Origin of the sequence: Streptomyces sp. NPDC051064 (assembly GCF_044455985.1) — a bacterium.
GTDB lineage: Bacteria > Actinomycetota > Actinomycetes > Streptomycetales > Streptomycetaceae > Streptomyces.
In genome coordinates this window covers 1-26041 of record NZ_JBITFK010000016.1, presented here as the reverse complement: position 1 = coordinate 26041, position 26041 = coordinate 1, and the positions used below count along the sequence as shown (strand labels likewise).

Genomic DNA, 26041 nt, shown 5'->3' with positions numbered 1-26041 from the left:
ATCCTCACCCGGCGTCTCGTACTCCGACGAAGGGAAAGCTGGGCATGAGCGCATCGCAGGAGACCCAGGTCCATGTAGGGCGTCGTGCCGTCGTCGCGGTCGGGGCGACGGGACTGGCCGTCGCTCTCACCGCGTGCGGCGGCGGATCCAAGGACTCCGGCGGTTCGGACACGGTCGAACCGGCCGAGGAGGGGGACGGTGCGAACGGCGGCGCGCCCCTCGCCCGGACAGCCGACATCCCGGAGGGCGGAGGCGTCGTCTTCGCCGATCAGGGGGTGGTGGTGACGCAGCCGAAGGCCGGTGAGTTCAAGGCGTTCTCCTCGAAGTGCACCCACCAGGGCTGCGCGGTGAAGGGGATCGCCGACGGCGTGATCACCTGCCCGTGCCACAACAGTACGTTCGACGCGGCGACCGGCGAGGCGACGGGCGGCCCGGCGACGATGCCGCTGCCGGAGAAGCAGATCCGGGTGGAGGGCGGCTCCATCACTCAGGCGTGAGAGGCCTCACCGGGCGGGGCCGTTGCGTGATCACGGACCGTCGGGGCCTCGCCGGAGTGACCCTGCTCGGCGAGCAGTTGAGCTGGAACACCTAGGTGGGAGCCCTGGTGGTCCTCGCGGGCGCGGCCCTCACCCGGAGCCGGGCCCGGGGACCGGCCGGGGCGCCCCCTCCTGCCGGACCGCTCAGCCGTAACTGACCGGGCGGGCGGGCGGTACCGCTGCCGCCACCGCGTCGGCCAGCGGTTCGATGTCGGCGGCGGACAGCGACGAGACGGTCAGGCGCACCCCTTGCGGCGAGGTCATACGGAACCGAGCCCCCGGGGCCACGGCCCAGCCCGAGTGCAGCATCCGGGCCACCGCGCCGGTCTCGTCGCTCACCGGGACCCACACATTCATCCCGGTCCGCCCGTACGCCGCGATCCCCCGCTCCCCCAGGGCCCGTACGAGCGCGTCCCTGCGCAGCCCGTAGGAGTTGGCGATCACTGCCGTGTCGACGGCCCCTGTCGCCCACAGGTGCGCCACGGTCCGCTGCAGCAGCCCACTGACCCAGCCGGGCCCCAGCCGCTGACGCCCCGTCACCCGGTCCACGGTGAGCCCGTCGCCGGTGAGCACCGCGAGCCGCAGGTCGGGTCCGTACGCCTTGGAGACCGATCGCACGAAGGCCCAGCGCTCCGTGACGCCGGCGAGCGGGTGCACCGGCAGGTCGACGATGGCGTGGCCGTGGTCGTCCTCGATCAGGAGCACACCGGGATGCTCCGCGAGAACGGACCGCAGCTCGGCGGCCCTCCGGCTGCTCACCGCCGCACCGGTCGGGTTCTGCGCCCGGTCGGTGACCACCAGGGCCCTGGCCCCGTCCCGCAGGGCTCGCTCCACCTCGCCCGACAGAGGGCCGTCGCAGTCCAGGGCGACGGGGACGACGCGCATCCCGAGCGCCGGGACGAGATCCAGCAGCGCGCCCCACCCCGGGTCCTCGACGGCGACCGCGTCTCCGGGCCTGAGGTGCGCGGCGAGCACACGCTCGATCGCGTCGAGGGACCCGGAGGCGACCGCCACCGGCCCGGCGGGCACACCATCGGCGTCCAGACCCGCCCGCGCGAGGTCCCCGAGGAGTGGGACCACCGCCGCGTCCCCGTAGAGACCGGGCTCCCGGCCGTACGCCTCCGCGGCGGCGGCCAGCGCCTCCCCGAGGCCCGGCAGCAGGGCGGGGTCGGGGTTGCCGTCACCCAGGTCACGGACACCCGGGGGAGCCTCCACGCGGAGTGATCCACGCGCCGTGCTCGCGGGCCGCGGCCGCACCCGGCTGCCCCGGCGCCCCGCCGTCTCGATCACTCCACGCTCGCGAAGGGTCCGGTAGGCGGCGGCCACCGTATTCGGATTCACCCCCAGCAAGGTCGCCAACTCCCGCATGGGCGGCAGGACATGGCCGGGCGCGAGGTCACCCGACGCGACACCACGCTCCACACTCGCGGCAATGTCGGATGCACGCCGCCCACTGATCCGATACTCTCCTAGCACAAACATCAGTATGCACTAGTGCAATGGAGTACGCAATGCCGGACACCGCCACGCCCGACAGCACCGGCCTTCCCGGGGCAGCCGCCTACGAGCGGACGGACCGCACGGTCCCGAGCCGGTCCAGGGAACGCGCCTCGTACGACCACGAAACGGTCCACTCGATACTCGACACGGCCTACCTCTGCCACCTGGGCTTCATCCGCGACGGCGCGCCCGTCGTCCTCCCGACCCTCTTCGCCAGGGTCGGCGACCGGCTGTACGTGCACGGCTCGACCGGATCACGCCCGCTGCGCGCGACGGGCGCGGCGGATCCGGGTCTCGCCGTCTGCCTGACGGTGACGCATGTGGACGGCCTGGTGCTGGCCCGTTCGGCCTTCCATCACTCGATGAACTACCGCTCCGTGGTGGTCCACGGCATCGCCCGTACGGTGACCGACCCGGAGGAGCGGCGCATCGCACTCGACGCCATCGTCGACCAGGTCGTGCCGGGCAGGTCGAAGGACTCCCGGCCCGCCGACGCGAAGGAGCTCGCCGCGACCGCGGTGATCCGCCTGGACCTCGACGAGGTCTCCGCCAAGTCCCGTACGGGCGGGCCGAACGACGACCCCGAGGACCTCTCGCTGCCGTACTGGGCGGGCGTGGTTCCGCTGGACCACCGATACGCGGCGCCGGTGCCGTCCGGCGACCTGGACCCCTCGGTCCAGGTGCCGGACTACCTCACCGTTCTATGACCTCCGGAGCGGCGGCCTGCCTCCCGCCCGTGACCTCGTCGGTCAGGCCGCCACGGCGGCCCCACGGCGGGCGGCGGCGGCACCACGCGTCTCGGAGAAGGCCAGTCCCGCCACGGCGGCGAGCAGGAGCAGCGTGCCGATGACCGTGGCCGCGGTGAGCCGCTCCCGCAGCACGGTCACCGCGATGACGGCGGCGCTCACCGGTTCGAGAAGCATGATCACGGACACGGTCGCCGAGCGGACCACCGCGGCACCCGCGAAGTAGAGCGCGTAGGCGAGCGCGGTCGGCACCGCCGCCACGTAGACGAGCAGCCACAGCACCTGCCCCGTCTCCACGGTGTGCGGCACGAGGCCTTCGGCCGCCGCCATGGGGAGCAGACCCACGGCGCCGATGCCGAAGGCCCACGCGCTGGTGGAGAGGGAGTCGCCGGCCGCACCGTCCCGGCCGAGCCACCGGGTGAGCAGCGTGATCGCCGCGTACCCCGCGGCGGACAGCACGGCCAGCAGCAGTCCGACGGGCCGCACTTCGGCCGGCTCGCCGCCGAGCACCAGCACGGCGAGACCGATGAGCGCGCCCGCCACCGCGGCGAGCCCGCCCCCGCCCAGCCGCTCCCCCATGGTGAGCCGCGCGCCGACCGCGATGAGGACGGGGCCCGCGCCCAGGGTGACGACGGTTCCGACCGCGAGTCCGGTCGCCTCGACCGCCGCGAAGTACGCGCTCTGGAACACGGTCAGGCCGATGCCGGTCCCCAGGATGCGGAGCAGCCGCCGACGGCGCGGCTCGGTGGGGGTACGCGGCCGGCGGGGGCGCAGTGCGAGCACCCCGCCCAGCAGGGCGAGGCCGCCGACGCAGCGCCAGAACGACAGTGCGAGCGGCCCGAGATCGCTGATCCGGAAGAGGAGGGAGGCGGCCGCGCCCGCCGTCCCCCAGGCGAGACCGGCGACGACGAGATAGACAAGGCTCCGCCCGACGGGCAGGCCGGGAACAGGGTGGGACACGTGACTCTCCAGAAGAAGGGGGTGGTGGTCGCTCGGCTCCGCGCGCGGGCAGCGACGAACCGCTCGGGACGTACCCGAGCCCGGTCTTCGTCCGGAGTGGCCGCCTCGCGCTAGGCGGCAGGAGGCGGAAGTACGGTCAGCGGCATGATCGGCACCCTACGGCGAGGCCGGAGGCCGGGACAACTCACTTCCGGAACCGGCCGGCTCGCGGGCCCCCGCCGCCCCCGGTCCCGGCCCCGATGCCACCGGCCCTGACGGCGGCTTGGGCGCGGACGACTGCGCGATCAGAGCACCGAGCAGCACCACGCCTCCACCCACGAGTTGTGGCGCGGACAGGTGCTCGCCCAGCAGCACCCAGGCGAGCACGGTTGCGATGACCGCTTCCAGGCAGGCGACGACGCCCGCGACCTGGGGCGAGAGCAGGCGTACCGACATCACACCGGTGGCGTAGGCCAGCACGGTCGCGAGCAGCACGATCCATCCGAGGAGCAGCCAGGCGGGCACCTCGTGCCCGTCCATGTCCGCGGTCCTCCCGAGGACCGCCCAGTCCATGGCCCAGGGGCCGGCCACCACCGTGAGTACGGCCGCGCCCGCCAGCAGTCCGTACGCGATCACGCCCACCGGGTGCGGAGGTTCGGCGTCCGCCGTGTCGCCGTGGCCGGCGCCCTGGTCCGACAGGACGAAGTAGCCCACCTGGCAGCACGCCGCACCGAGGGCGAGGAGCAGACCGACCGCGTCGAAGCTCAGGCCGGCCCACACCTCGACGACACAGGCGAGTCCCCCGACCGCGAGCACCACACCCGCCGCGGCGGCGCGGGTGACGAGCCGCCGCTGCACGAAACGCACCCAGCCGAGGACGAGGGCGGGCGCCAGATACTCGATGAGGAGCGCGACGCCGACCGGGATGCGTGAGATCGACGCGAAGTAGAAGGCCTGCACCCCGGCCACGGCGAACAGCCCGAAACCGGCCAGCAGTACGGGCCGCTCGCGCACCAGATTCCGGTGCCGCCACGCGACCGGCAGCATGACGAGCGCGGCGCCGGTCACCCGCAGCCACACCACGTGCAGCGGGTCGAGCCCCGCCTCGATCAGCGGCTTGGCCGCAACCCCTGAACCACCGAATGCGAGGGCCGAGACAAGGGCCAGGCCCAGACCGGCACTTCTCCCCTGAGTCGCGTGCATCGGCACATCATGGCAGCAGGCGTCAGCAGCGTCACCCCCGTCACACCTGTCCGCCGCGTGTTCATGATCACCCCTGCGGGCTCTTCGCGGCCGTTCGGTCCGCCACACGCACGCGCAGCGGCTCGACCGTGACCCCGGCCCGTTCCAGCACCTCGACCGCACGGCATCGGGGATCCGCGACCAGCGCCGCCAGCAGGTCGAGCCCGTCGGCGTGGAACTCCCCGCGCAGCAGCGCGCTCCGCACGGCCCGGTCCATGGCCGCTGCCGCCGAGGGCGACCACCCTTCGCCCGCGGGTTCCCGTACGGCCGGGAAGGCGCCCGAATCCTCCTGTGTCCCCTGCCAGCGGAGGCCGTATCCGATGCTGCGCTGCACGAGATATCCGAGCACCCTGGCCGGCTGCGGCCCTCCGTCGAAGGCCTGCCGGACCTCGGGGTCGGACTCGACGAGGGAGTGCAGGAGGTGAGCCGTGTCGACATGGCGGTCGCCGTCGCGCACCGCCCGCCGGCGCGCCCCCGTCACCACGGCGGTCATCGCGGCGCTCAGCCCGGCGCCGGCCCACGGGTGGTTCGGTGTGGCTTGTTCGGGGATCCCTGATGTCCGGTTCTGCACATCTCCACCCCATCAGTCCCGGGGGGCGAACACATCCCCGGCGCGGCCCATCCGGCATCCCACGGAAGGCGGGGACCGCTGCGGGGTCCCTCATCCTCGGGGATGAGATCGCGCCATCACGGGCAGCGAGGCGGCGGGGGCGCCGGTCCGTACGGAGGACAGAAAAAGGGCCCCGCGACGGGGCCCTTCTCCGCTTGCGCGTACCGCACGGCTCAGTTCTCGTCGGCGAGGATCAGGTACAGCTTCTTACGGGCGTCGTTGATCACCGTGAGGGCCTTCTGCCGCTGGTCGGCAGAGCCGGTCTTCCAGACCTGGCCGAACGCCTCCATCAGACCGAAGCCGGCCTGCCGGATCTCGTTGACGCCCTCCCAGTCGACACCGCGCCCCGCCTCTTCCCAGGGGGCCTCGGGGCCGGACTCGGCCTCGCTGCGGCCGAGGTCGGTGAGGGTGAACAGCTTCTTGCCGCCCTCGCTGGCGCTGATGATCAGGCCCTCGTCCTCCAGCAGCTGGAGGGTGGGGTACACCGAGCCGGGGCTGGGCTTCCAGGCCCCTCCGCTGCGCTCGCCGATCTCCTGGATCATCTCGTAACCGTGCATCGAGCGGTCCTTGAGCAGCGCGAGGATGGACGCGCGTACGTCGCCGCGCCTGGCCCTCCCCCGGCCGCCTCCACGGCCGCGTCCGCCGCCGAAAGGCCCGCCTCCGAAGGGTCCGCCGCCGAAGGGCGGCCCGAACGGGCCGAAGGCGGCGCGGCCTTCGAAGTCTCCCCTGCCGGCGCCTCGGCGCCCGGGGCCGCAGCCGTGGTTGTGTCCGTGGTCGTTTCCTTGTGAACGCATGACTGCGCTCCTCTCTTCATGTCTTCTTCGGTATCACGCGACTCTTCATTGAACGATCGCGATACCTCAACGATATATCGGAAGCTATCGCCTGGCAAGCGTTCGGAAAACTGCGCCGCCTCCATGTGGCGGACGGCCTAAGGTCGCGTGCATGACTGAGCCCTCCCACCTCGCCGCGGTCCGGGAGTCCTACGACACCGTCGCCGCCGACTACGCGGCACGCGTCAAAGCCCCCGCGGAGCTCGATCCGCTGTCACGCGCGATGCTGGCCACGTTCGCCGAGGTCGTCCGGACGGCCGGGCGCGGGCCGGTCGCGGATCTGGGATGCGGGCCCGGCAAGGTCACGGCACACCTGGCCGGCCTGGGGGTGTCCGCCTTCGGCGTCGACGTGTCCCCGAAGATGATCGAGCTGGCCCGGCGGGACTGTCCGGGTCTGCGCTTCGCGGTCGGCTCGATGACCGCGCTGCCGATCGGGGACGGCGAGCTCGGCGGCATCCTGGCCTACTACTCGACCCACCACACGCCACCGGAGATACTGCCCGTCGTGTTCGCCGAGTTCCGGCGCGCGCTCGCGCCCGGCGGGCACCTGATGATGGCCGGCCATGTGGGAGACGGCGAGCTCCTGCGTCCGACGCGAGCCTACGGAGGCCATCCGGTCTCCTACGAGTCCCATCTGGTGGAGCCGGACCGGATCGTCGCCCTGCTGGAACAGGCCGGACTCGTCATCACCGCGCGCCTGCTGGAGGAGCCCGGCGAAGGGTCGAAGAGGGCGGCCGGCACCTTCTTCGCCCGGAAACCCGAGGGTCCCTGAGCGGGTTCCGGGCGCGGCGCCCGGCCCCTGGCGCCCCACAGGCCGCGCATCCGCGATTGGCCTTGGACCACGCGGAACGGCCCCGCCTACGGTCGGCTTCATGAAGATCCGCATCGTCGACGCGTTCACCGACCGCCCCTTCGCCGGCAACCCTGCCGGAGTCGTGATCCTGGACTCCGGCACCTTCCCCGAGTCGGACCGCCTCCAGCGCATCGCCTCCGAGGTCAATCTCCCGGAGACGGCCTTCGCCCATCCCCTGCCGCCGGGCGGCGAGGCCGACTGGGCGCTGCGCTGGTTCACCCCCACCACCGAGGTCGATCTCTGCGGGCACGCGACACTCGCCACCGCCCACGTCCTGCACACGACCGGAGTCGCGAGCGGCACGGTGCGCCACGCCACCCGTTCCGGCGTCCTGCGCACGACCGCCCATGCCGACGGCACTCTGACGCTGGACTTCCCGACCGCGCCGCTCACCCCCGCGACCGCCCCGCCCGGGCTCGCGGAAGCGCTCGGCGCGTCGCCCCTCTCCCTCCACGACACGGGGAAGCACGTCGGCGACCTCCTGGTGGAGCTCGCCGACGAAGCGGCCGTACGGGCCCTGAAGCCCGACTTCCCCGCACTCGCCTCCTGCTCCCGTCGGGGCGTCATCGCCACGGCGGCGGCCGAGGACCCCGCCGGGGCGTACGACTTCGTCTCGCGCGGCTTCTTCCCCGGGGTCGGCATCGACGAGGATCCGGTGACCGGCAGCGCCCACACCGCCCTGGCGCCCTTCTGGTCGGCCAGGCTCGGCCGTGACGACCTCGTCGGACTCCAGGTCTCCGCCCGCTCGGGCCTGGTCCGCACCTCCCTGCGCGGCGAGCGCACGCTGCTGACAGGCAGCGCGGTCACGGTGATCGACGGGGAACTGCTCGCCGGGCTCTGACAACGGCGGGAGCGGGCCCCGCTCACGGGGTGGGCAGCCAGCCCACCTTCCCGGCGAGCAGCGCGTATCCGACGAACGCCCCGATGTCGAGCAGGGCGTGCGCGACGACCAGCGGACCCACCCGCCCCCAGCGCCTGTAGAGCAGCACGAAGACGACGCCCATGGCCATGTTCCCGATGAAGCCGCCGACCCCCTGGTACAGGTGGTACGAGCCGCGCAGTACGGAACTCGCCACCAGTGCGGCCATGGGCGTCCACCCCAACTGCCCCAGCCGGCGGAGCAGATAGCCGACGACGATGATTTCCTCCACGAGGGAGTTCTGCACCGCGGAGAGGATCAGTACGGGGAACTTCCACCACACGTCGGGCAGTGACTCCGGCACAACCGTCAGGTTGAATCCCGCGGCCCGCGCCACCAGGTAGAACGCCAGCCCCACGCTGCCGATCCCCGCCGCGACGAGGGTCCCCCTGCCCAGGTCCGGCCAGGGCCTGGTGCGGTCGAGACCGAGGGTCCGCAGTCCGGCCCGCTCCCGGAGCAGCAGGTGGGCCACCAGCGCGACCGGCACCAGGGCGGAGGCGATGCCGAACAGCTGCCAGGCCAGGTCCAGCCAGGGCCGCCCGGGAGCGTACGAGCCGTTCAGCGTCGCCGCCTGGTCCTTGAGACCCCCGGGTTTCGTCAGCGACCCGATGAAGCTGATCAGGGCGGACACCCCGCTGGCCCCGAGCGAGAGAGCCAGCACGAGGAGGGTCTCCGACCGGAGGATCCGCCGGGACACCTCCTCGTGAGGAATGGATTCAGCCACGCGCCCCGCCTCCACCTGTACACCTGCCATCAGCTATGCGTCGTCAGCCATGCGTCGTCATAGCTTGCCCGACGGGGCCGGGGCGGAAGGACACCGGGCGGTGGTCTCCTCAGGGTGCGGGAAAGCCGATGGGCCAGGTGTGCACCGGCTCACCCACCTGCATCAGCTCGCCGTAGCGCCGGGTGGTGGCTGCCAGCGCGCCCTCCCGTTCGAGTCCCGCCTCCAGGGCGCGGTGGTAGGTGTCGACCTGCCAGGAGGCGCCGTTCACCCTGAGCCTGCAGCGCTCCTCGATGACGCCGAGGTAGCGGTCCCGGTCCGAGGGCTCGATGTTCCACGCGTCCAGCCCGGCGGCCGCGAGCGGCAGCAGTTCGTCCCGTACGAGCTTGACGGCCGGCACCTTCGCCACGCCGCCGGAGCGGCCGGGGCGCGGCCACAGCAGCTCGGCCTCGATCCCGTGACGGCAGGCGGCGTCGAAGTTCTCGGCTGCCGCCTCGAAGGGCAGCTTGGTCCACACCGGCCGGGATTCGTCGGCGAGCGCGCGTACCAGCCCGTAGTAGAAGGCGGCATTGGCGATCACATCGTCGACCGTGGGGCCGGCGGGCAGGACCCGGTTCTCCACCCTCAGGTGGGGCACGCCGTCGGCCAGCCCGTACACCGGACGGTTCCACCGGTAGACCGTGCCGTTGTGCAGGACGAGCTCGGCCAGGGCCGGTACACCGCCCTCGTCGAGGACCCGCAGGGGATCCTCCTCGTCGCAGATCGGCAGCAGGGGCGGGTAGTAGCGCAGGTTCTCCTCGAAGAGCTCGTACGCCGAACTGATCCAGCGCTCCCCGAACCAGGTCCTGGGGCGTACCCCCTGATTCCGCAGTTCGGGCGGCCGCACGTCCGTGGCCTGCTGGAACAGCGGCGGCCTCGACTCGCGCCACAGCTCCTTGCCGAACAGGAAGGGGGAGTTGGCTCCGAGTGCGATCTGCACGGACGCGATGGCCTGCGCCGCGTTCCAGACGTCGGCGAAACGGTCCGGCGTCACCTGGAGGTGCAACTGCACCGAGGTGCAGGCCGACTCGGGGGCGATCGAGGCGGAGGTCGAGACCAATCGCTCGACACCTTCGATATCGAGGACGAATTCCTCGCCGCGCGCGGCCGCCATTTCATCGTTGAGGAGCGTGTAACGGTCGACGTCCGAGAGGTTTGCCGAAACCACGTCGTCCCGGCCGAGAGTCGGCAGGATGCCGATCATCACGATCCCCGCATCGACCTCCGCGGCCTTCCGGTGGGCATATGCGAGCCCCGTACGCAACTCCTCGGCCAGCTGATCGAATACCCGACCGCTCAGCCGGTGGGGGAGAATATTTACTTCCAGGTTGAACATCCCCAGTTCCGTCTGGAAATCCCGGCTGGCGATGCGCTGGAGAACCTCCGCATTCCGCATCCTCGGCATGCCGTCCGATCCCGCGAGATTCAGCTCGATCTCCAGCCCCATGAGATTCCTGGGACGATCGAACCTCCGCTCCGACAGGAGCCTCTCCAGCCCCGCCAGGCACTGGGTGAGCTTCTCGCGGTACGCCTGCCGATCGGACGCGGCAAAGGCACCCGCCACGACCTTCTCACCCATCGAAGGGTCCCTCCTCGAGTGGGCGGCCCGCGGCACAGGCCGCTCGTATCACGATCGATAGTGCCCCGACGAGATGATCCGTAACGCCTCCGCGGCCGATGGGCACCCAGTAGTCTGGTGACTGGAGCCGGAGGCACATTCCGAAGGCATGGGGCATATGCAGTTTGCCCGATCGGGTTGCCCGGCTGAAACGCCGACGTGTTTCAGCCTACCGCCGCGCCGGGAAAGTACCTGGCGACGCGGGTCGGGAGCGACCCGAATCCACAGAAACCGCGCAATTCAAAGTCTCGAATCCGCCTTGCGCGCAATATGCGGGTCGGCTAGCCGAAACACCGTGTGAACATTTGTCGTATAAACTCTGCGAAGGAGGCAGAGAGTTGACGCACCGGCCCGTCCGCCCCGTCACCGGCCTTCCTCTGGCCCCGCACGCCGACAGCGCCGTCTGCACCCGCCCACGCACCACCGTGTCTCCGAAGTGAGAGGCGACCCATTATGCCGCTGCATGTTTCCCCGGCCCCAGCGCCCGCACTGCGCAGCGTTCTCGCGGCACTCGGTTCTCCCACCGCAGTCCGCGAGGCCCATACGCCCGCTCTCCGGTCCGTCCAGGGATCGCTGAGCCCCGAACTTCCGCTGCCCGTCCATGTACTGGACCGGATCGTGCCGAACGACGCCGCACCACGCACCCGCCTCGCCGGCTGGCGATTCCTGATCCGCAGTGGTGAGCGCGCCGTCGCCGCCGCGGACACCATGCTCACCGCCGACGGCTGGACCTTCTCGCACTTCTTCGAGGGTCCTTACATCGTCTCCACCGAACTCGCCGTACGCCAGGCGGAGTCGGCGACGACGCATTACCAGCCGCGTCTGCTGTCGGTGCCCGAGCTGTACATGTTCACGCTGTGGCTGCACCACGACATCGAGGCCGACGCCGCCGGCGGCACGCTCGCTCCGACCGATGTGCTGGTGCCCCTGGCACCCGCTCCCCCGGGCATCACGGCCCACCGTCCGCACCACGTCGCGGAGCTGCTCCCGGTCATGACACTGCGTGTCACCCCGGCGCCTCTTCCGGACCTGCCCGAACTCCCCGGCCTCCTCGGGTCGCCGGCCTGACACTCCTGACACACGCGCCCCCGCCGAGACCGCTCGGCGGGGGCGCGTCCGTACCCGTCCGGACTAGTCCGGTCAGGTCACCCCGAACCATCCGAACGGACAGCCCAGTTGGATCGAACCGTCCGGCCGGGTGATGCGTCATGGGAGGAGAACAGCAGCTGCCGCGAAATCCCTGCGGAGAGACGTCCGTAGGGCAACACTGGGACCGGACCGACTTGATACGGGGGCGGCCATGAACACATCGTCCAGCCGCAGGACACTCGAATCGACGCAGCGAAAGAACCCACCCATGTGCCAGCACCAGCCACCCTGTCCGACCGCTGACTCCAACGACCGGGAAGCCGCACGTCTGATGGCCCACCACCCGGAACAGGGCTGGAGCCTGCTGTGCAACGGCGTCCTCCTCTTCGAGGACACCGGTGAGCTGCTCCCTGACGGGCAGATCATCGCCCCTCACCGCCCGCTGAAGAGCGGCCAGGTGATGAAGGCCGCCTGACCGCGGCCGACGGAACACGGGGGCCGGCCCGGAGAAGTCTCCGCACCGGCCCCGACGCGTGTCCGCGTGCCTACTGGTCGTACTCGTCGAGCGGCGGGCAGGAGCAGACGAGGTTGCGGTCACCGAACGCACCGTCGATCCGGCGCACCGGCGGCCAGTACTTGTCCGAAGGCGTGACGCCGGCCGGGAAGACCGCCTCTTCGCGGCTGTAGGCGTGCGTCCACTCGCCACCGAGCGCCGCCGCCGTGTGCGGGGCGTTGCACAGCGGGTTGTCGTCCCCGCTCCACTCGCCGGAGGCGACCTTGTCGATCTCGCCGCGGATGGCGATCATCGTGTCGCAGAACCGGTCGAGCTCGGCCAGGTCCTCGCTCTCCGTCGGCTCGATCATCAGCGTCCCTGCCACCGGGAACGACATGGTCGGCGAGTGGAAGCCGTAGTCGATCAGCCGCTTGGCGATGTCGTCGATGCTGACACCGGTCTCCTTGGAGACCGGCCGCAGGTCCACGATGCACTCGTGCGCGACCAGGCCGGCCGGGCCGTTGTAGAGGACCGGGAAGTGCGGTTCGAGACGCTTGGCGATGTAGTTGGCCGCGAGTACGGCGACCTGCGTCGCACGCTTCAGGCCCTCGCCCCCCATGAGACGTACGTACGCCCATGAGATCGGCAGGATGCCGGCCGAGCCCCACGGAGCGGCCGAGATCGGCCCGACGCCGGTCTCGGGGCCCGCCGCGGGCTGGAGGGGGTGGTTGGGGAGGTACGGCGCCAGGTGGGCGCGCACTCCGACCGGGCCGACGCCCGGGCCGCCGCCGCCGTGCGGGATGCAGAAGGTCTTGTGCAGGTTCAGGTGGGAGACGTCGCCGCCGAAGTGGCCCGGCTTGGCGAGACCGACCAGCGCGTTGAGGTTGGCACCGTCCACGTACACCTGGCCGCCGGCGTCGTGCACCTCTCCGCAGATGTCGGCCACGTGCTCCTCGAAGACGCCGTGCGTGGAGGGGTAGGTGATCATGAGGACGGCGAGCTCGTCGCGGTGGGCCGCGATCTTGGCCCGGAGATCCTCTATGTCGACCTCGCCGTCGTCGGCGGTCTTCACCACGACGACCTTCATCCCGGCCATCACGGCGCTCGCGGCGTTGGTGCCGTGCGCGGAGGACGGGATCAGGCAGACCGTGCGTCCGTGGTCCCCGTTGGCCCGGTGGTACGCGCGCACGGCCAGCAGACCGGCGAACTCGCCCTGCGAGCCGGCGTTGGGCTGGAGGGAGACGGCGTCGTACCCGGTGACCTCGGCGAGGCGCTCCTCCAGCTCCCGGATGAGGGTGAGGAATCCCTGCGCCTGCTCGGCCGGCGCGAAGGGGTGCAGCGCACCGAATTCGGGCCAGGTGATCGACTCCATCTCGGCGGTCGCGTTGAGCTTCATCGTGCAGGAGCCGAGCGGGATCATGCCCCGGTCCAGCGCGTAGTCCCGGTCGGCGAGCTTGCGCAGGTAGCGCAGCATCGCCGTCTCGGAGCGGTACTGGTGGAAGACCGGGTGGGTGAGGACGTCGTCGCTGCGCAGCAGCCCCTCGGGCAGCGCGTCGGCCGTCGCGGCGTCCAGCGCCTCGATGTCGCCGCCGGCGCCGAAGGCCGCCCAGACGGCGGCGATCCGGGTGCGGGTCGTGGTCTCGTCGCAGGCGACGGAGACATGGTCGGCGTCGACGAGCCGCAGGTTCACCCCGCGCTCACGGGCGGCGGCGACCACGCCGGCCGCTCCCCCCGGCACGCGGACCGTGAGGGTGTCGAAGTACGCGTCGTGCACCACCTCGGTTCCGGCGGCCCGCAGCCCCTCGGCCAGGATGGCGGCGAACCGGTGGGTGCGCCGGGCGATCGTCCGCAGCCCCTCGGGCCCGTGGTAGACGGCGTACATGCCGGCCATGACGGCGAGCAGCACCTGGGCGGTGCAGATGTTGCTGGTGGCCTTCTCGCGGCGGATGTGCTGCTCGCGGGTCTGCAGCGCCAGCCGGTAGGCCTTGTCGCCGTCCGCGTCGACGGAGACACCGACGAGGCGGCCGGGCAGGCTGCGGGCGAACTTCTCGCGTACGGCCATGAAGCCGGCGTGCGGTCCACCGAAGCCCATCGGGACGCCGAAGCGCTGGGTGGTGCCCACGGCGATGTCCGCGCCCAGTTCGCCGGGCGAGGTGAGCAGCGTCAGGGCCAGCAGGTCGGCGGCGACGGACACGATCGCGCCCAGCTCGTGCGCCTGCTCGATGACGGGCTTGATGTCGCGCACGGCACCGGAGGCGCCCGGGTACTGGAGCAGCACGCCGAAGACGCCCCGCTCGGCGACCTCGGAGGGGATGCCCTCGCCGAGGTCGGCGACGACCACCTCGACGCCGGTCGGCTCGGCGCGGGTCTCGATCACGGCGACGGTCTGCGGCAGTGTGTCGGAGTCGACCAGGAAGACGCCGCCCTTCACCTTGCCGACCCGCCGTGCCAGGGCCATGGCCTCGGCCGCTGCGGTGCCCTCGTCGAGGAGCGAGGCGCCGGAGGTCGGCAGCCCGGTGAGGTCGGCGACCATCGTCTGGAAGTTCAGGAGGGCCTCGAGCCGCCCCTGGGAGATCTCCGGCTGGTACGGCGTGTAGGCCGTGTACCAGGCGGGGTTCTCCATGACGTTGCGCAGGATCACCGGCGGGGTGAACGTCCCGTAGTAGCCGAGCCCGATCATCGGTGCGAGCACCTGGTTACGGTCGGCGAGACTGCGCAGCTCGGCCAGGACCTCGGCCTCCGTACGGGCCTCGGGGAGGTTCAGCGCCTCGGCACTCCGGATCACGTCGGGCACCGCCGCGGCGGTGAGCTCGTCGAGGGAGCCGTAGCCGACCTGGGCCAGCATCTTCGCCTGGGCCTCGGCGTCGGGCCCGATGTGGCGCTGCTCGAACGGAATGCCCTGTTCCAGCTGGGAGAGCGGGGTGCGACGGGGGGTCATGATGGAGGCCTCCTGGTCTGTCACGACCTGCGAGGGGCGCCACGGCGTGGCTGCCCGAACGGCCTCCCCATCTGTCATCTCGACCTGAGAGCTTCACCGGCACGCCCTGGGGCATACCGGCTTTCACCGTCGGTGAGGGTGGTCCCCGTCGCGGCACGTGCCGTACGGATCCCGCCCTGCTTTCCAGAGTGACCTCGTCCGTGCGGTACGGGGGCCTGAGAGATTCCGGGGAGGAGTTGCTCCTTCGGCGCCTCCGAATCGCTCCGGAGGACTCTCCCGCACAGGGTCAGCAGCCGTGCTCCAGCCTACCAGCGGGGCCGGGGCGGGCCGTCTCGAGTGGCCGACATCCCGGATCTGGCATTTCGTAGTGAGGGTGGAGCAGCCGCGACCACCTGATGCAATTGTTACCAGTGGGAGGCACCGTGCAGACCGACATCGATCCGCGCAGCCTGATCGGCCGCAAGGCTTTCGACCGCCAAGGTGCCAAGATCGGAACGGTGGACGAGGTCTATCTCGACGACGCCACCGGGGTCCCCGAGTGGGCCGCCGTACGCACAGGTCTCTTCACCAGGGACGCGTTCGTCCCGCTGGAGCCGAGCGAATTCGTCGACGGCGCGCTCGTGGTCCCCTTCGAGCGGGCCCTGATCAAGGACGCGCCGGACTTCGGCGTGGGCCGCCATCTCTCGCCCGAGCAGGAACTGCAGCTCTACCGCCATTACGGACTGGACTCCTCCCCCTCCCCCGGCCCGGGTCCGGACAGGGACTTCGGCAGGCTCGCCGGCCACGAGGAGTAGTCCACCGGGTCCCGCACCAGGCGGAGCGGATCGGCCGGCTGCAGCTGCCGATCGTCGATCCGGAACGTCCGCACCCGGCCGGGCGGCGTCCACGGTTCCTCGAAGCGCACGGTGACCCGGCCGACGCCGCTGCCCTGCACCCAGCCGTGCCCGTGGACCTCGTGCCGCACGTCGTGCCCGGCCGGCCAGCGCCGCGCGGCCAGTTGCTCCTCGCTCTCACGGGTCTCCCCTCCGGGCTCCTCCTCCGCCGTGCGCTGCTCCCCGTCCCCCGCGGCACCGGCTGCGGCGGATTCCTCGGCGGCGTGCTCCGCGTCGGCGGCCTGCGCGAAGAGGTCCTCCTGCGTGAAGTCCGCCAGCCCCGTGACACCGACTCCGAGCAGCCGGACGCCGCCGGTCGTGTCGACGGCCTCCAGAAGCCGCGCAGCGGCCTCCCTGACCACCGTGGGGTCGTCGGTGGGGCCGCGCAGCGTCTCGGACCTGGTGAGCGTCGAGAAGTCGTAACGACGCACCTTGAGGACGACGGTGCGCCCGGACCGGCCGGCGCCCCGCAGCCGCTGCACGCACCGGTCCGCCAGCCGCTCGACCTCCGTCCTCACGCGCACCCGGTCGTGCAGGTCCACGTCGAAGGTGTCCTCGACCGACACGGATTTGGCGTCCCTCTCGGCGACGACGGGACGGTCGTCGTAACCCTGCGCCATGCGGTGGAGCGCGACGCCGTGCGCCTTGCCCAGCAACCGCACGAGCTCCGCCTCGCCCGCCTCCGCCAGGTGACTGACGAGGGTCATTCCCGCGCGCCGGAGATGGTCCCCGGTGGCGGGGCCCACGCCCGGGAGGATGCGTACGGACATGGGCCCCAGGAGCTCACGCTCGGTGCCGGGCTCGATCAGCAGCAGCCCGTCCGGTTTCGCCTCCTCGGAGGCGATCTTGGCCAGCATCTTGGAGCCGGCCAGACCGACGGAACCGCTGAGTCCGGTGACGGCTCTGATGACGGTGCGCAGCTGTCCGCCGATCGCCCGCGCGGACGCCGAGTCGTCGGCGACCCCGCCGGCCTCGAGGTCGACGAAGGCCTCGTCCAGGCTGAGCGGCTCGACGAGTGGTGACAGCCGCCCGAGCAGCTCCATCACCTGGTCGCTCACCGTCCGGTAGAGCGCGAAGCGCGGGACCAGATACGCCGCGTTGGGCGCGAGGCGCCTCGCCTGTGCCATCGGCATCGCCGAATGCACGCCGAGCCGCCTCGCCTCGTACGACGCGGTGGCGACCACGCCCCGCATCCCCAGGCCGCCCACCACCACCGGCTTGCCGCGCAGGCTCGGCTTCGACGCCTGCTCGGCCGAGGCGTAGAAGGCATCCATGTCCAGATGCAGGATGGTGGGCGCGGCTCTCACATGGACCGATGCTGCCCTACGCCACTGACAACCGCCCCACCACCCGGCGCACGCGTCGTGCCGGATCGCCCCGGTGACTCAGCCCGCGCGATTGCGCCGACGCGCCAGTTCATCGGCGGGGTTGTGGCCGATCAGGGTCTCCCCCGTGTCGACACGCTCCCCGTGGAGCTGGGACAGCGCCGCGTCGACATCCCGCCAGACGACACCGACGGCGATACCGAAGACGCCCTGGCCGCCCTGGAGAAGATTCACGACCTCGTCGGGCGAGGAGCACTCGTAGACCGTCGCACCGTCGCTCATCAGGGTCATCCGCTCGAGATCCGTGAATCCGCGCGCCCTGAGGTGCTGAACGGTGGTCCGGATGTTCTGCAGAGCAACCCCTGTGTCGAGGAACCGTTTGACGATCTTGAGGAGGACCACGTCCCGGAAACTGTAGAGGCGCTGCGTCCCCGACCCGTACGCCGGACGCACGCTCGGCTCCACGAGCCCCGTACGCGCCCAGTAGTCCAGCTGTCGGTAGGTGATCCCGGCCGCCGCGCACGCTGTCGGCCCCCGATAGCCGATGTCCCCTGCCACTCCCACACCGTCCGCTGCCACCACAGCCGGCTGAACCGGCTGTCTGATGGAGTGGTCGGCCGCACTGCCGTGCTGCCGGTACGGCCCACCCACAGCCGTACCGTCGCCGCTGCTTCTCACGCCGACCTCCGTCCTTGACCTGCCACCTCGAAGGTAGGCAGTCACCAGGGGTGCGTCAACGATCGCCACACTCGGCACGCCGAGTGATAATCACCCTGAGGGTGGTTTCCCGTGACTGATTTACGGGAACGGCTTGTCGGATGCGCTGACACCGCCTCCGCGGAAGGTCACTGGCTGTTGGTGCCGAAGTCCTCCGGCGAGATCTGGTCGAGGAACTCGCGGAACTTCTCCACCTCGTCCTCCTGCTCGTCCGGGATGGCGATACCCGCGTCGTCCAGCACCCCGTCACTGCCGTAGATCGGCGTGCCGGTGCGCAGGGCGAGCGCTATGGCGTCGGACGGCCGCGCGCTCACCTCGACCCCGCTGGCAAAGACCAGCTCCGCGTAGAAAACCCCTTCCCGCAGGTCCGTGATGCGGACCTCGGTGAGCTCCTGGCCGACGGCCTCGAGCACATCCTTGAAGAGATCATGGGTCAGCGGCCTGGCCGGAGCCATGCCCTGCTGGGCGAAGGCGATCGCGGTCGCTTCCCCAGGGCCGATCCAAATAGGGAGATACCGGTCGCCTCCCACTTCACGCAGGAGCACGATCGGTTGGTTGGAGGGCATTTCCACCCGGACACCCACAACGTCGAGCTCGTTCACACAGCAACCCTAGGACGTGCCCGCCATGTTTGGATAGTCGGGCTCCTCCGCCCTCAGTGGAAGCCGGCCTTCAGAGCGCTCTGCACGAGCGCGGCGTGGAGCCGGACGGAGAGGTCCGCGAGCTCCTTCGCAGTGGCCTCCGCATGCGCCCTGGTCTGCGGATTCCGGTGCCGGCGCAGCGGCGCGACCACCTGCTCGACCAGCCCGGCCTCACGCTCCGCGGCCGCCTTGACGGCCCGCAGATGCCGAGGTTCGAGACCGAATCTGCCCAGGTCCGCCACCAGCCGTGCCACATTCACCGCCTCGGCGTCGTAGCTCCCGCCGGTGGCGGGCACGATCAGCCCGTACGACTCCCACTCGTCGAGCTGCTCCTCGGTGGCCTCGGTGGCCGCCAAGAACTCGGAGCGTCCGATACGGGCGGCGGTGGCCTGCCCCAGGTCCTGGTCCCGGAGGGCGTCGGCGGGATCACCCGGAGCCCCTCCGGGCGGCAGTGCCATCTGCTCACCGCGTGCGAGGGCCTCCAGGTGCTCACGGATGACCTTGAGCGGCAGGTAGTGGTCCCGCTGCATGCGCAGCACCTGCGCCAGCCGCTCGACGTCGGCGGGGCTGAACTTCCGGTAGCCCGACGGCGTCCTCTGGGGCTCGATGAGCCCCTCCGTCTCCAGGAAGCGGATCTTGGAGATGGTGACTTCGGGAAATTCGTCGCGCAGCTGCAGAAGCACCGTGCCGATGCTCATCGCGCGCTCGCCAGCGGCGGCGGTGCCGTGACCGGCACCGCCTGTCGGTGTTCGCAGCATGGACCTTCCTGAGGATCCCCCCGGACACCGTCCGGGGGAGGGTCACACGCCTCGCTGGCTGGCGTAGAAGACCAGCCGGTACTTTCCGATCTGGACTTCGTCGCCGTTGGTCAGCGCGACGGAATCGATGCGCTCGCGGTTGACATAGGTGCCATTGAGGCTGCCGACGTCTCCCACGGTGAAACTACCGTCCGGGTTCCTGTGGAACTCCACATGACGCCGCGACACGGTCACGTCGTCGAGGAAGATGTCGCTCTGCGGGTGACGGCCGGCCGTCGTCAGGTCACCGTCCAGCAGGAAGCGGCTTCCGGAGTTCGGGCCGCGTCGCACCACCAGCAGCGCGGAACCCGGCGGCAGGGCGTCGACGGCGGCCTGGGCCTCCGGGGAGAGCGACGGAACGGCCGTCTGGCCTGTCGCCTCGGCCTCGTACGCCTCGATACCGGAGATCGAGATCGTCGAGGTCGTCTCGGAGGCACGCTCGGGCACTCCGCCCCTCAGCGGCGCACCGCAGTTGGAACAGAAACGGCTGGCCTCGGCATTGCGATGCCCGCACCTCGTACAAACCGGCATGGACGAGCCCTCCGGAGCGGGGGCGAACCCACCACCCGTACTTGAGGTCGATGGTTCACCGAAACCTATGCGCCCTGCACCTCCGGGGTCAACGGACGACGCGCCGGACCCGCCGGAGCCTCCCTGGACCTCGTCGCGGAAGAGCGGGCGCTCCGAACCCTGCTCCTCGGCACCCTGACGCGGAGCGCGGTGGCGGGCAGCGCTGCTGCTGTCCTCGCGGGCGCTCTTTCCGAACAACTTCGCAAACAACTTCACGGGCGTTTCCCCTTGACCGAAATAGACCCGCCCGTGGGGCAGGACGAACCCTGAATGAACACACCTGCCGACCCGGACATCCTCACAACGTCCGTATCCACCCGACAGTTTCCACCACGCGTCACCGATCCGTTGCGCCGACCCCCCGCAACCTGGCGCCCGTGTCCTTCGAGTACAGCGCACCGCCGCCTCACTGGGGCGACGACCGAGCGTAATCAGGCTGCTTCGGGGGTCGCAAGGCGTCCACGACGATGTCGTCGGCGCGCGTCACCTCCGCCGTGGCCTGCTCCTTCTCGAGCGTCTGCACCACACCACCGGGGATGTTCAGAGCCGGCTCCAGGTCCTGCGGCTTGCCGATGACCTTGAACTCGTAGGGAGACTCGACCTTCCGGCCGTCGACTCTCAACTCTCCCCCCTCACCGGAGAAGTATGTGTTCGCCACCACCCGCACGCCGTTGATCTCGATGGCCTCGGCGCCCGCCGCGCGCAGCTCCTGGATGGTGTCGAGGAGCATGTCGGCCTCCACCGCGCCGGCCGGGTCACTGATGGTCAGCGTGATCCCGGGGCCGTGCGCGGCGACGGTGCCTGCCAGGATACCGAGCTGCCGCTCCTTCTCGAGCGTCTGCTTGCGGGCCTCCTCCGCCTGGTCGGAGCTGTTCTCCAGTTCCGTGCGCTGGTCGTCGAGGCGCTGCTTCTCGTCCTCGAGGCGCTGGGTCCGGTTGTCGAGCTCGTCGAGGATACGGACCAGGTCCTCCTGGCGGGCCCCGCGCAGGGCGCTGTTGTCACTGTTCGACCTGACCTGGATGGCCAGGCCCAGACCGAGGACGAACAGCAGGAGCGCCACGATCAGTTGGGCTCTGCTCACCCTGGGCGGCCAGAGGCCTGCCCGCAGCCGCTGGCGTCCCGAGGCCTCCTCCGGCCCCCTCGGCGGAGACGGTGCGGGGCCGGGCCCGGGTGCTTCGGGCGCTTCCGGCGGGAGCGCGCCGGCGGGTCCCCCGCTACCGGGCTCGAATCCGTGTCCCGGCTGCCGCCCGTCGCCCGGGTTCTGTTCGTTGCTCATCCCGTTGCTCATCGGCCTCACGCCCGGAAGACGTGCCGGCGGATGGCCGCGGCGTTGGAGAAGATCCGGATGCCGAGCACGACCACCACACCGGTGGAGAGCTGGGCCCCGACGCCCAGTTTGTCGCCGAGGAAGACGATCAGCGCGGCCACCACGACGTTCGACAGGAACGACACCACGAAGACCTTGTCCACGAAGATCCCGTCGAGCATGGCCCGCAGCCCGCCGAAGACGGCGTCGAGCGCGGCGACCACGGCGATGGGCAGGTAAGGCTCGACCACCGCCGGCACTTCGGGCCGGACCAACAGTCCGACCACGACTCCCACGACGAGGCCCAGTACGGCGATCACGATGTGCCCTTCCCTGTGTCTGCCGCACCACTGCCCGTGTCTGCGGCCTGAGGCTCTGCTGTACGTACGATCAGGCTGGGCGCGGCCGGAAGGCGCACCTTCTCCTGCTCGGAGATGCTGGTGCGGATGTCGAAGCTCTCGTGCAGCGCCTGAAGATACTGGCCGTCCGCACTGTCCTGGAAGGCCGTGACGAGCTCCTTGCCGTCCCCCACCGCCTGCACCGTGTACGGCGGCACGAGCGGCCTGTTGTCGACCAGTATGGCGTCGCCCGCCGCGCGGATCGCGGAGAGGGCAGTCAGCCGCTGCCCGTTGATGGCGATCGCCTCGGCACCGGACTGCCAGAGACCGTTGACCACGCGCTGCATGTCCCGGTCGCGTACCCGCCCGGTGTCGGCGAAACCGGTGGACTCACGGGGGCCGCCGCCGCCCTGGTCGGTGTCCTCGGCGTCGTCCACGACCAGCTTGATCCCGGGGCCTTCGACGGGGGTGGCGCCGGACAGCAACGCCACCAGGCCGCCTTGGTCCCCACCGTGCTCCTGAAGTGCCTTGCGCTGCCGCTCACCGACGTCCTTGCGCAGCTTGTCGACATCCGCCTCGAGCGTGTCCGCCATGGAGGTCTCGGCGTTCACCCGGTCGATGAGCTCCTCGCGTTCCTTGGCCACGACAGGAGCCGCGACCCGGGCCTCCGCGGCACCGAGTGTCACCACGAGGGCCGCCAGCACCAGGCCGGCGGCGAGACCCAGCTTGGCCTTCAGCGTGCGCGGCAGCCCGTCCCGCCCCTCGGACCGGCGACGCGCGGAGGCCTCGGCGTATCCCTCGTCGAGGCTGTGTTCCATCACGGTGGTCAGCAGCGACATCGACGCGTCGGGGCGAGGACGCGGCGGGGCGCTACTCCGATCGGGGGGCGGCTGCGACATGCCGCACATCGTCGCACGTCATGCCTGCTGCCGCCGAATGGCCCCACCGTGGGTCCGGAAGCCGCGGCACACGGCTTCCGGACCCACGGTGGCCTGCTCAGTCGCCCGCGCTGTCCACGACCGCCGCCCACTCGTCGAGCAGCGCCTCGGCCGAGGCGTCGTCCGGGCCCTCGGCCCACAGGTGCGTGACCGCTTCCGCACGGTCGGGCAGCACCATCACCCAGCGGCCGTCGGTCTCGACCACGCGGACTCCGTCGGTGGTGTCGACGCTGCGCTCCCCCGCCGCCTCCACGACCCGGCGCATGACGAGCCCCTTGACCGCCCACGGTGTGGCGAGGTCACGGCGCAGCACATGGGCACGCGGGATACGGGCATCGATCTGGCTGAGGGTGAGCTGTGTCCTGGCCACGAGGCCGATGAGCCTGACGAAGGCGGCCGCACCGTCGAAGACACTGCTGAACTCGGGGATGATGAAGCCGCCACGGCCGTCACCACCGAAGATCGCGGTGTCCTCCCGGCCCACGCGCGTCAGGTCGTCAGGCGACGTGGTCGTCCACTCCACCTGCGTACCGTGATAGGCGGCGACCTGTTCGGCGACGCGGGTGGTGGTCACCGGCAGGGCGACCCGTCCGCTCCTGCGCTCGGCGGCCACGAGGTCGAGCATGACCAGCAGCGCCCGGTCGTCCTCGATGATGCGGCCCCGCTCGTCCACGAGGGACAGCCGTTCACCGACCGGGTCGAAGCGCACGCCGAAGGCGGCCCGCGCGGACGACACGATCTCGCCGAGGCGCACCAGCCCGGCCCGCCGTGACTCGGCGGACTCGGTGGGGCGGGACTCGTCGAGCCCGGGGTTGATCGTCAGCGCGTCCACACCGAGGCGTCCGAGCAGGCTGGGCAGGACGAGCCCGGCGCTGCCGTTGGACGCGTCCACGACCACCTTGAGGCCCGCGTCGGCGATGCCACTCGTGTCGACGTTGCGGAGCAGGGACCCCGTGTAGGAGTCGAAGACGCTCGACGGGAAGTGGAGGTCACCGATCTCGCCAGGGAAGGCCCGGCGGAATTCCTGACGGGCGTAGACGCGGTCCAGCTTCTTCTGGCGTGCCTGGGAGAGATCGGCTCCCCGCTCGTCGAAGAACATGATGTCGACCGAGTCGGGCACACCCGGAGACGTACGGATCATGATGCCGCCGGCGCTGCCCCGTGCGGTCTGCTGACGGGCCACCGGCAGCGGCACGTTCTCCAGGTCCCGGACATCGATGGCGCTGGCCTGGAGGGCCGAGATGACAGCTCTCTTCAGTGCGCGTGCACCACGGGAGTGGTCGCGGGCGGTCGTGACCGTCGCGCCCTTCTTCAGGGTCGTCGCGTACGCGCCTGCGAGCCGGACGGCGAGCTCCGGGGTGATCTCCACGTTCAGGATCCCCGACACACCGCGGGCGCCGAAGAGATGCGCCTGTCCCCGCGACTCCCAGATGACCGAGGTGTTCACGAAGGCGCCGGCTTCGATGGTCTTGAACGGGTAGACCCGGACATTGCCCTGGATGATCGATTCTTCGCCGACCAGGCACTCGTCGCCGATGACGGCGCCGTCCTCGATGCGCGAGGCCCGCATGATGTCGGTGTTCTTACCGATCACGCAGCCGCGCAAATTGCTGTGCTGGCCGATGTACACGTTGTCGTGCACGACCGCCCGGTGCAGGAAGGCGCCGGATTTCACGACGACATTGGAGCCGATGACCGTGTGCTCACGGATCTCGGCGCCTGCCTCGATCTTGGCGTAGTCACCGATGTACAGCGGCCCCCGCAGTACCGCGTCGGGATGGACCTCGGCGCCTTCCGCCACCCAGACACCGGGCGAGATCTCGAAGCCGTCCAGCTCCACGTCGACCTTGCGCTCCAGCACATCGGCCTGGGCCTTCACATAGCTTTCGTGCGTGCCCACGTCCTCCCAGTAGCCCTCTGCGATATAGCCGCAGATCAGCTTCCCTTCCTTCATGAGCTGCGGGAAAACGTCACCGGACCAGTCGACGGAGGTGTCGGCCTGGACGTAGTCGAAGACCTCGGGCTCCATGACGTAGATACCCGTGTTCACCGTGTCCGAGAAGACCTGGCCCCAGGTCGGCTTCTCCAGGAAGCGCTCCACCTTCCCGTCCTCGTCCACGATCGTGATCCCGAATTCAAGAGGGTTCGGGACCCGGGTGAGGCACACCGTGACGAGTGCACCCTTCTCCTTGTGGAATGCGATGAGGTCGGTGAGATCGAAGTCGGTGAGGGCATCGCCGGAAATCACCAGGAAGGTGTCGTCCTTCAGGGCTTCCTCAGCGTTCTTGACGCTTCCCGCGGTACCGAGTGGCTTCTCCTCGTTGGCATAGCTGAGCTCCATCCCGAGCTCCTCGCCGTCGCCGAAATAATTCTTGACGAGAGAGGCGAGAAACTGGACGGTAACGACGGTCTCGTTGAGCCCATGCCGTTTGAGCAGCCTCAGCACATGCTCCATGATCGGCCGGTTGGCCACGGGCAGGAGCGGCTTGGGCATGCTTGAGGTCATGGGGCGAAGGCGGGTGCCTTCACCGCCTGCCATCACGACGGCCTTCATGTCGGAAACGTCCTCCTTGAGAGACGACGGTCTAGCCGACTTCACCCGTCGGGGCACCACCACAGCATCCGGTGCGGGCCGGCGACTCTGCACGGCTCCACATCAACGAGCTAATCGGCTACTTCATCCGCCTTGACCAGACGGCGGACCTGGACCACGTAGAGGATCCCTGCCCACCAATAGAGGGTTGTACCCCACCCAGCGAACGCCCATCCGAAAATGGTGCCCAGCGAAGCAAGCCAACCACTTCCGTCGCTGAGCAGCAACAAGGGGAAGGCGTACATCAGGTTGAAAGTTGCAGCTTTTCCTAGGAAGTTCACCTGGGGCGGCGGATAGCCGTGCCGGCGAAGGATTCCCACCATGACGAGGAGCATCAGCTCCCGTGCGAGGAGAGCCGCTGTCAGCCATAGTGGCAGGATCTCCCGCCACGTGAGCCCGACGAGCGTCGAAAGGATGTAGAGGCGGTCGGCGGCCGGGTCCAGAAGCCGGCCGAGTCGGCTGATCTGATTCCACCGGCGGGCGAGCTTGCCGTCGAGGTAGTCACTGACTCCGCTAAGCATCAGGACCAGCAGGGCCCAGCCGTCGCTGTTGGGCCCGCCGAACACGGGGCGAAGGATCAGCCACAGGAAGAGCGGTACGCCGACGAGGCGAGCCATGCTGAGGATGTTGGGGATGGTGAGTACTCGGTCCGTCTGAACTCGAGTCTCCTGGACCTCCACCCGGGGGCCTCCTGTGAAGAACGTGCCAATGATGCCCCCTGACCTTACCCTCAGTCTCCGAGGCCCGGTGCACAGGGGTGCGAGGGAAGGTTCTGAACGCAGAAAAGCCCCGTGCCACAAGGGCACGGGGCTTTCCCGGAATAATTGTTCGGCGGCGTCCTACTCTCCCACAGGGTCCCCCCTGCAGT

At 70.4% G+C, this 26041-nt stretch carries 25 protein-coding genes and 1 riboswitch; of the genes, 7 read left to right on the top strand and 18 right to left on the bottom strand.

All coding sequences use genetic code 11. From position 1 onward, the window contains the following. Nucleotides 1-44: 44 nt before the first annotated feature. Nucleotides 45-497 carry a Rieske (2Fe-2S) protein gene (locus ACIBCU_RS36675; RefSeq protein ID WP_399236851.1) on the top strand — a complete coding sequence of 151 codons (453 nt, stop codon included), beginning with the start codon at nt 45-47 and terminating at the stop codon, nt 495-497. Between the two features lie 183 nt (nt 498-680). Here ACIBCU_RS36675 and ACIBCU_RS36670 read toward each other — a convergent pair whose 3' ends face one another. Then, on the bottom strand, nt 681-2012 hold the full coding sequence (locus ACIBCU_RS36670) for an aminotransferase class I/II-fold pyridoxal phosphate-dependent enzyme (RefSeq protein WP_399236849.1): 1332 nt from the start codon (nt 2010-2012) through the stop codon (nt 681-683). A 35-nt stretch (nt 2013-2047) separates the two neighbouring features. Between ACIBCU_RS36670 and ACIBCU_RS36665 the strand changes: the two genes are divergently transcribed. Beyond that, nucleotides 2048-2743 carry a pyridoxamine 5'-phosphate oxidase family protein gene (locus ACIBCU_RS36665; RefSeq protein ID WP_362929164.1) on the top strand — a complete coding sequence of 232 codons (696 nt, stop codon included), beginning with the start codon at nt 2048-2050 and terminating at the stop codon, nt 2741-2743. A gap of 42 nt (nt 2744-2785) precedes the next feature. Here ACIBCU_RS36665 and ACIBCU_RS36660 read toward each other — a convergent pair whose 3' ends face one another. The 4 genes from ACIBCU_RS36660 to ACIBCU_RS36645 all read right to left on the bottom strand — a co-directional run bounded on the left by ACIBCU_RS36660 (nt 2786) and on the right by ACIBCU_RS36645 (nt 6367). Beyond that, complete coding sequence (locus ACIBCU_RS36660) at nt 2786-3742, bottom strand: EamA family transporter (protein ID WP_362929166.1); 957 nt, start codon at nt 3740-3742, stop codon at nt 2786-2788. Between the two features lie 156 nt (nt 3743-3898). Next, nucleotides 3899-4924, bottom strand: coding sequence for an EamA family transporter (locus tag ACIBCU_RS36655; protein WP_399236846.1), 1026 nt, complete (start codon nt 4922-4924; stop codon nt 3899-3901). Nucleotides 4925-4991: 67 nt separating this feature from the next. After that, nucleotides 4992-5534, bottom strand: a complete 543-nt coding sequence (locus ACIBCU_RS36650) for a Clp protease N-terminal domain-containing protein (RefSeq protein ID WP_399236844.1) — start codon at nt 5532-5534, stop codon at nt 4992-4994. Between the two features lie 212 nt (nt 5535-5746). Then, nucleotides 5747-6367, bottom strand: a complete 621-nt coding sequence (locus tag ACIBCU_RS36645) for a PadR family transcriptional regulator (protein ID WP_362929172.1) — start codon at nt 6365-6367, stop codon at nt 5747-5749. A 151-nt stretch (nt 6368-6518) separates the two neighbouring features. On the opposite strand from ACIBCU_RS36645, the gene ACIBCU_RS36640 reads away from it, so the two are divergent. Continuing rightward, entirely contained in the window at nt 6519-7178 is a 660-nt protein-coding gene (locus tag ACIBCU_RS36640) for a class I SAM-dependent methyltransferase (RefSeq protein ID WP_362929174.1), read from the top strand. A gap of 100 nt (nt 7179-7278) precedes the next feature. Further along, nucleotides 7279-8100, top strand: a complete 822-nt coding sequence (locus ACIBCU_RS36635; RefSeq protein ID WP_362929176.1) for a PhzF family phenazine biosynthesis protein — start codon at nt 7279-7281, stop codon at nt 8098-8100. Nucleotides 8101-8122: 22 nt separating this feature from the next. On the opposite strand, the gene ACIBCU_RS36630 is transcribed toward ACIBCU_RS36635, so the two are convergent. Both ACIBCU_RS36630 and ACIBCU_RS36625 read right to left on the bottom strand, forming a co-directional pair. Beyond that, entirely contained in the window at nt 8123-8932 is an 810-nt protein-coding gene (locus tag ACIBCU_RS36630; RefSeq protein WP_362929178.1) for a type II CAAX endopeptidase family protein, read from the bottom strand. Between the two features lie 79 nt (nt 8933-9011). Continuing rightward, entirely contained in the window at nt 9012-10517 is a 1506-nt protein-coding gene (locus ACIBCU_RS36625; protein WP_362929180.1) for a glutamate-cysteine ligase family protein, read from the bottom strand. Between the two features lie 492 nt (nt 10518-11009). On the opposite strand from ACIBCU_RS36625, the gene ACIBCU_RS36620 reads away from it, so the two are divergent. Together ACIBCU_RS36620 and ACIBCU_RS36615 are read left to right on the top strand one after the other, a co-directional pair. Then, nucleotides 11010-11624: a hypothetical protein gene (locus ACIBCU_RS36620; protein WP_362929182.1), complete on the top strand. Its 615-nt coding sequence runs from the start codon at nt 11010-11012 to the stop codon at nt 11622-11624. 289 nt (nt 11625-11913) lie between these two features. Beyond that, a complete protein-coding gene (locus ACIBCU_RS36615) occupies nt 11914-12120 on the top strand; it encodes a DUF5999 family protein (protein ID WP_103759919.1) in 207 nt (68 codons plus the stop codon). Between the two features lie 70 nt (nt 12121-12190). Here the strand turns inward: ACIBCU_RS36615 and gcvP are convergent, their stop codons facing one another. Beyond that, nucleotides 12191-15076: an aminomethyl-transferring glycine dehydrogenase gene (gcvP, locus tag ACIBCU_RS36610; protein ID WP_399236839.1), complete on the bottom strand. Its 2886-nt coding sequence runs from the start codon at nt 15074-15076 to the stop codon at nt 12191-12193. 193 nt (nt 15077-15269) lie between these two features. Continuing rightward, a riboswitch (glycine riboswitch) is annotated at nt 15270-15365 on the bottom strand. 133 nt (nt 15366-15498) lie between these two features. Here gcvP and ACIBCU_RS36605 point away from each other — a divergent pair. Further along, on the top strand, nt 15499-15870 hold the full coding sequence (locus tag ACIBCU_RS36605; protein ID WP_399236837.1) for a PRC-barrel domain-containing protein: 372 nt from the start codon (nt 15499-15501) through the stop codon (nt 15868-15870). Here ACIBCU_RS36605 and ACIBCU_RS36600 read toward each other — a convergent pair. The 10 genes from ACIBCU_RS36600 to ACIBCU_RS36555 all read right to left on the bottom strand — a co-directional run bounded on the left by ACIBCU_RS36600 (nt 15792) and on the right by ACIBCU_RS36555 (nt 25853). Next, entirely contained in the window at nt 15792-17255 is a 1464-nt protein-coding gene (locus tag ACIBCU_RS36600) for a DNA polymerase IV (protein WP_399236836.1), read from the bottom strand. The two genes, ACIBCU_RS36605 and ACIBCU_RS36600, sit on opposite strands and share 79 nt — an antisense overlap. A 78-nt stretch (nt 17256-17333) precedes the next feature. Beyond that, on the bottom strand, nt 17334-17951 hold the full coding sequence (locus ACIBCU_RS36595; RefSeq protein WP_362943243.1) for a MerR family transcriptional regulator: 618 nt from the start codon (nt 17949-17951) through the stop codon (nt 17334-17336). A gap of 167 nt (nt 17952-18118) precedes the next feature. Continuing rightward, a complete protein-coding gene (locus tag ACIBCU_RS36590) occupies nt 18119-18592 on the bottom strand; it encodes a bifunctional nuclease family protein (protein ID WP_006123076.1) in 474 nt (157 codons plus the stop codon). A 53-nt stretch (nt 18593-18645) separates the two neighbouring features. After that, nucleotides 18646-19389, bottom strand: a complete 744-nt coding sequence (locus ACIBCU_RS36585) for a MerR family transcriptional regulator (protein WP_399236833.1) — start codon at nt 19387-19389, stop codon at nt 18646-18648. Nucleotides 19390-19431: 42 nt separating this feature from the next. Beyond that, entirely contained in the window at nt 19432-20214 is a 783-nt protein-coding gene (locus ACIBCU_RS36580) for an FHA domain-containing protein (RefSeq protein ID WP_362943249.1), read from the bottom strand. 190 nt (nt 20215-20404) lie between these two features. Continuing rightward, on the bottom strand, nt 20405-21274 hold the full coding sequence (locus tag ACIBCU_RS36575; protein WP_362943252.1) for a DUF881 domain-containing protein: 870 nt from the start codon (nt 21272-21274) through the stop codon (nt 20405-20407). 17 nt (nt 21275-21291) lie between these two features. Continuing rightward, nucleotides 21292-21624: a small basic family protein gene (locus ACIBCU_RS36570; RefSeq protein ID WP_003970459.1), complete on the bottom strand. Its 333-nt coding sequence runs from the start codon at nt 21622-21624 to the stop codon at nt 21292-21294. Continuing rightward, nucleotides 21621-22541 carry a DUF881 domain-containing protein gene (locus tag ACIBCU_RS36565; RefSeq protein WP_399236830.1) on the bottom strand — a complete coding sequence of 307 codons (921 nt, stop codon included), beginning with the start codon at nt 22539-22541 and terminating at the stop codon, nt 21621-21623. Before ACIBCU_RS36565 ends, ACIBCU_RS36570 begins: the two co-directional genes overlap by 4 nt. A 97-nt stretch (nt 22542-22638) precedes the next feature. Continuing rightward, nucleotides 22639-25134: a mannose-1-phosphate guanyltransferase gene (locus ACIBCU_RS36560; protein ID WP_362943633.1), complete on the bottom strand. Its 2496-nt coding sequence runs from the start codon at nt 25132-25134 to the stop codon at nt 22639-22641. 110 nt (nt 25135-25244) lie between these two features. Further along, nucleotides 25245-25853 carry a CDP-alcohol phosphatidyltransferase family protein gene (locus tag ACIBCU_RS36555; protein WP_362943630.1) on the bottom strand — a complete coding sequence of 203 codons (609 nt, stop codon included), beginning with the start codon at nt 25851-25853 and terminating at the stop codon, nt 25245-25247. Nucleotides 25854-26041 lie beyond the last annotated feature (188 nt).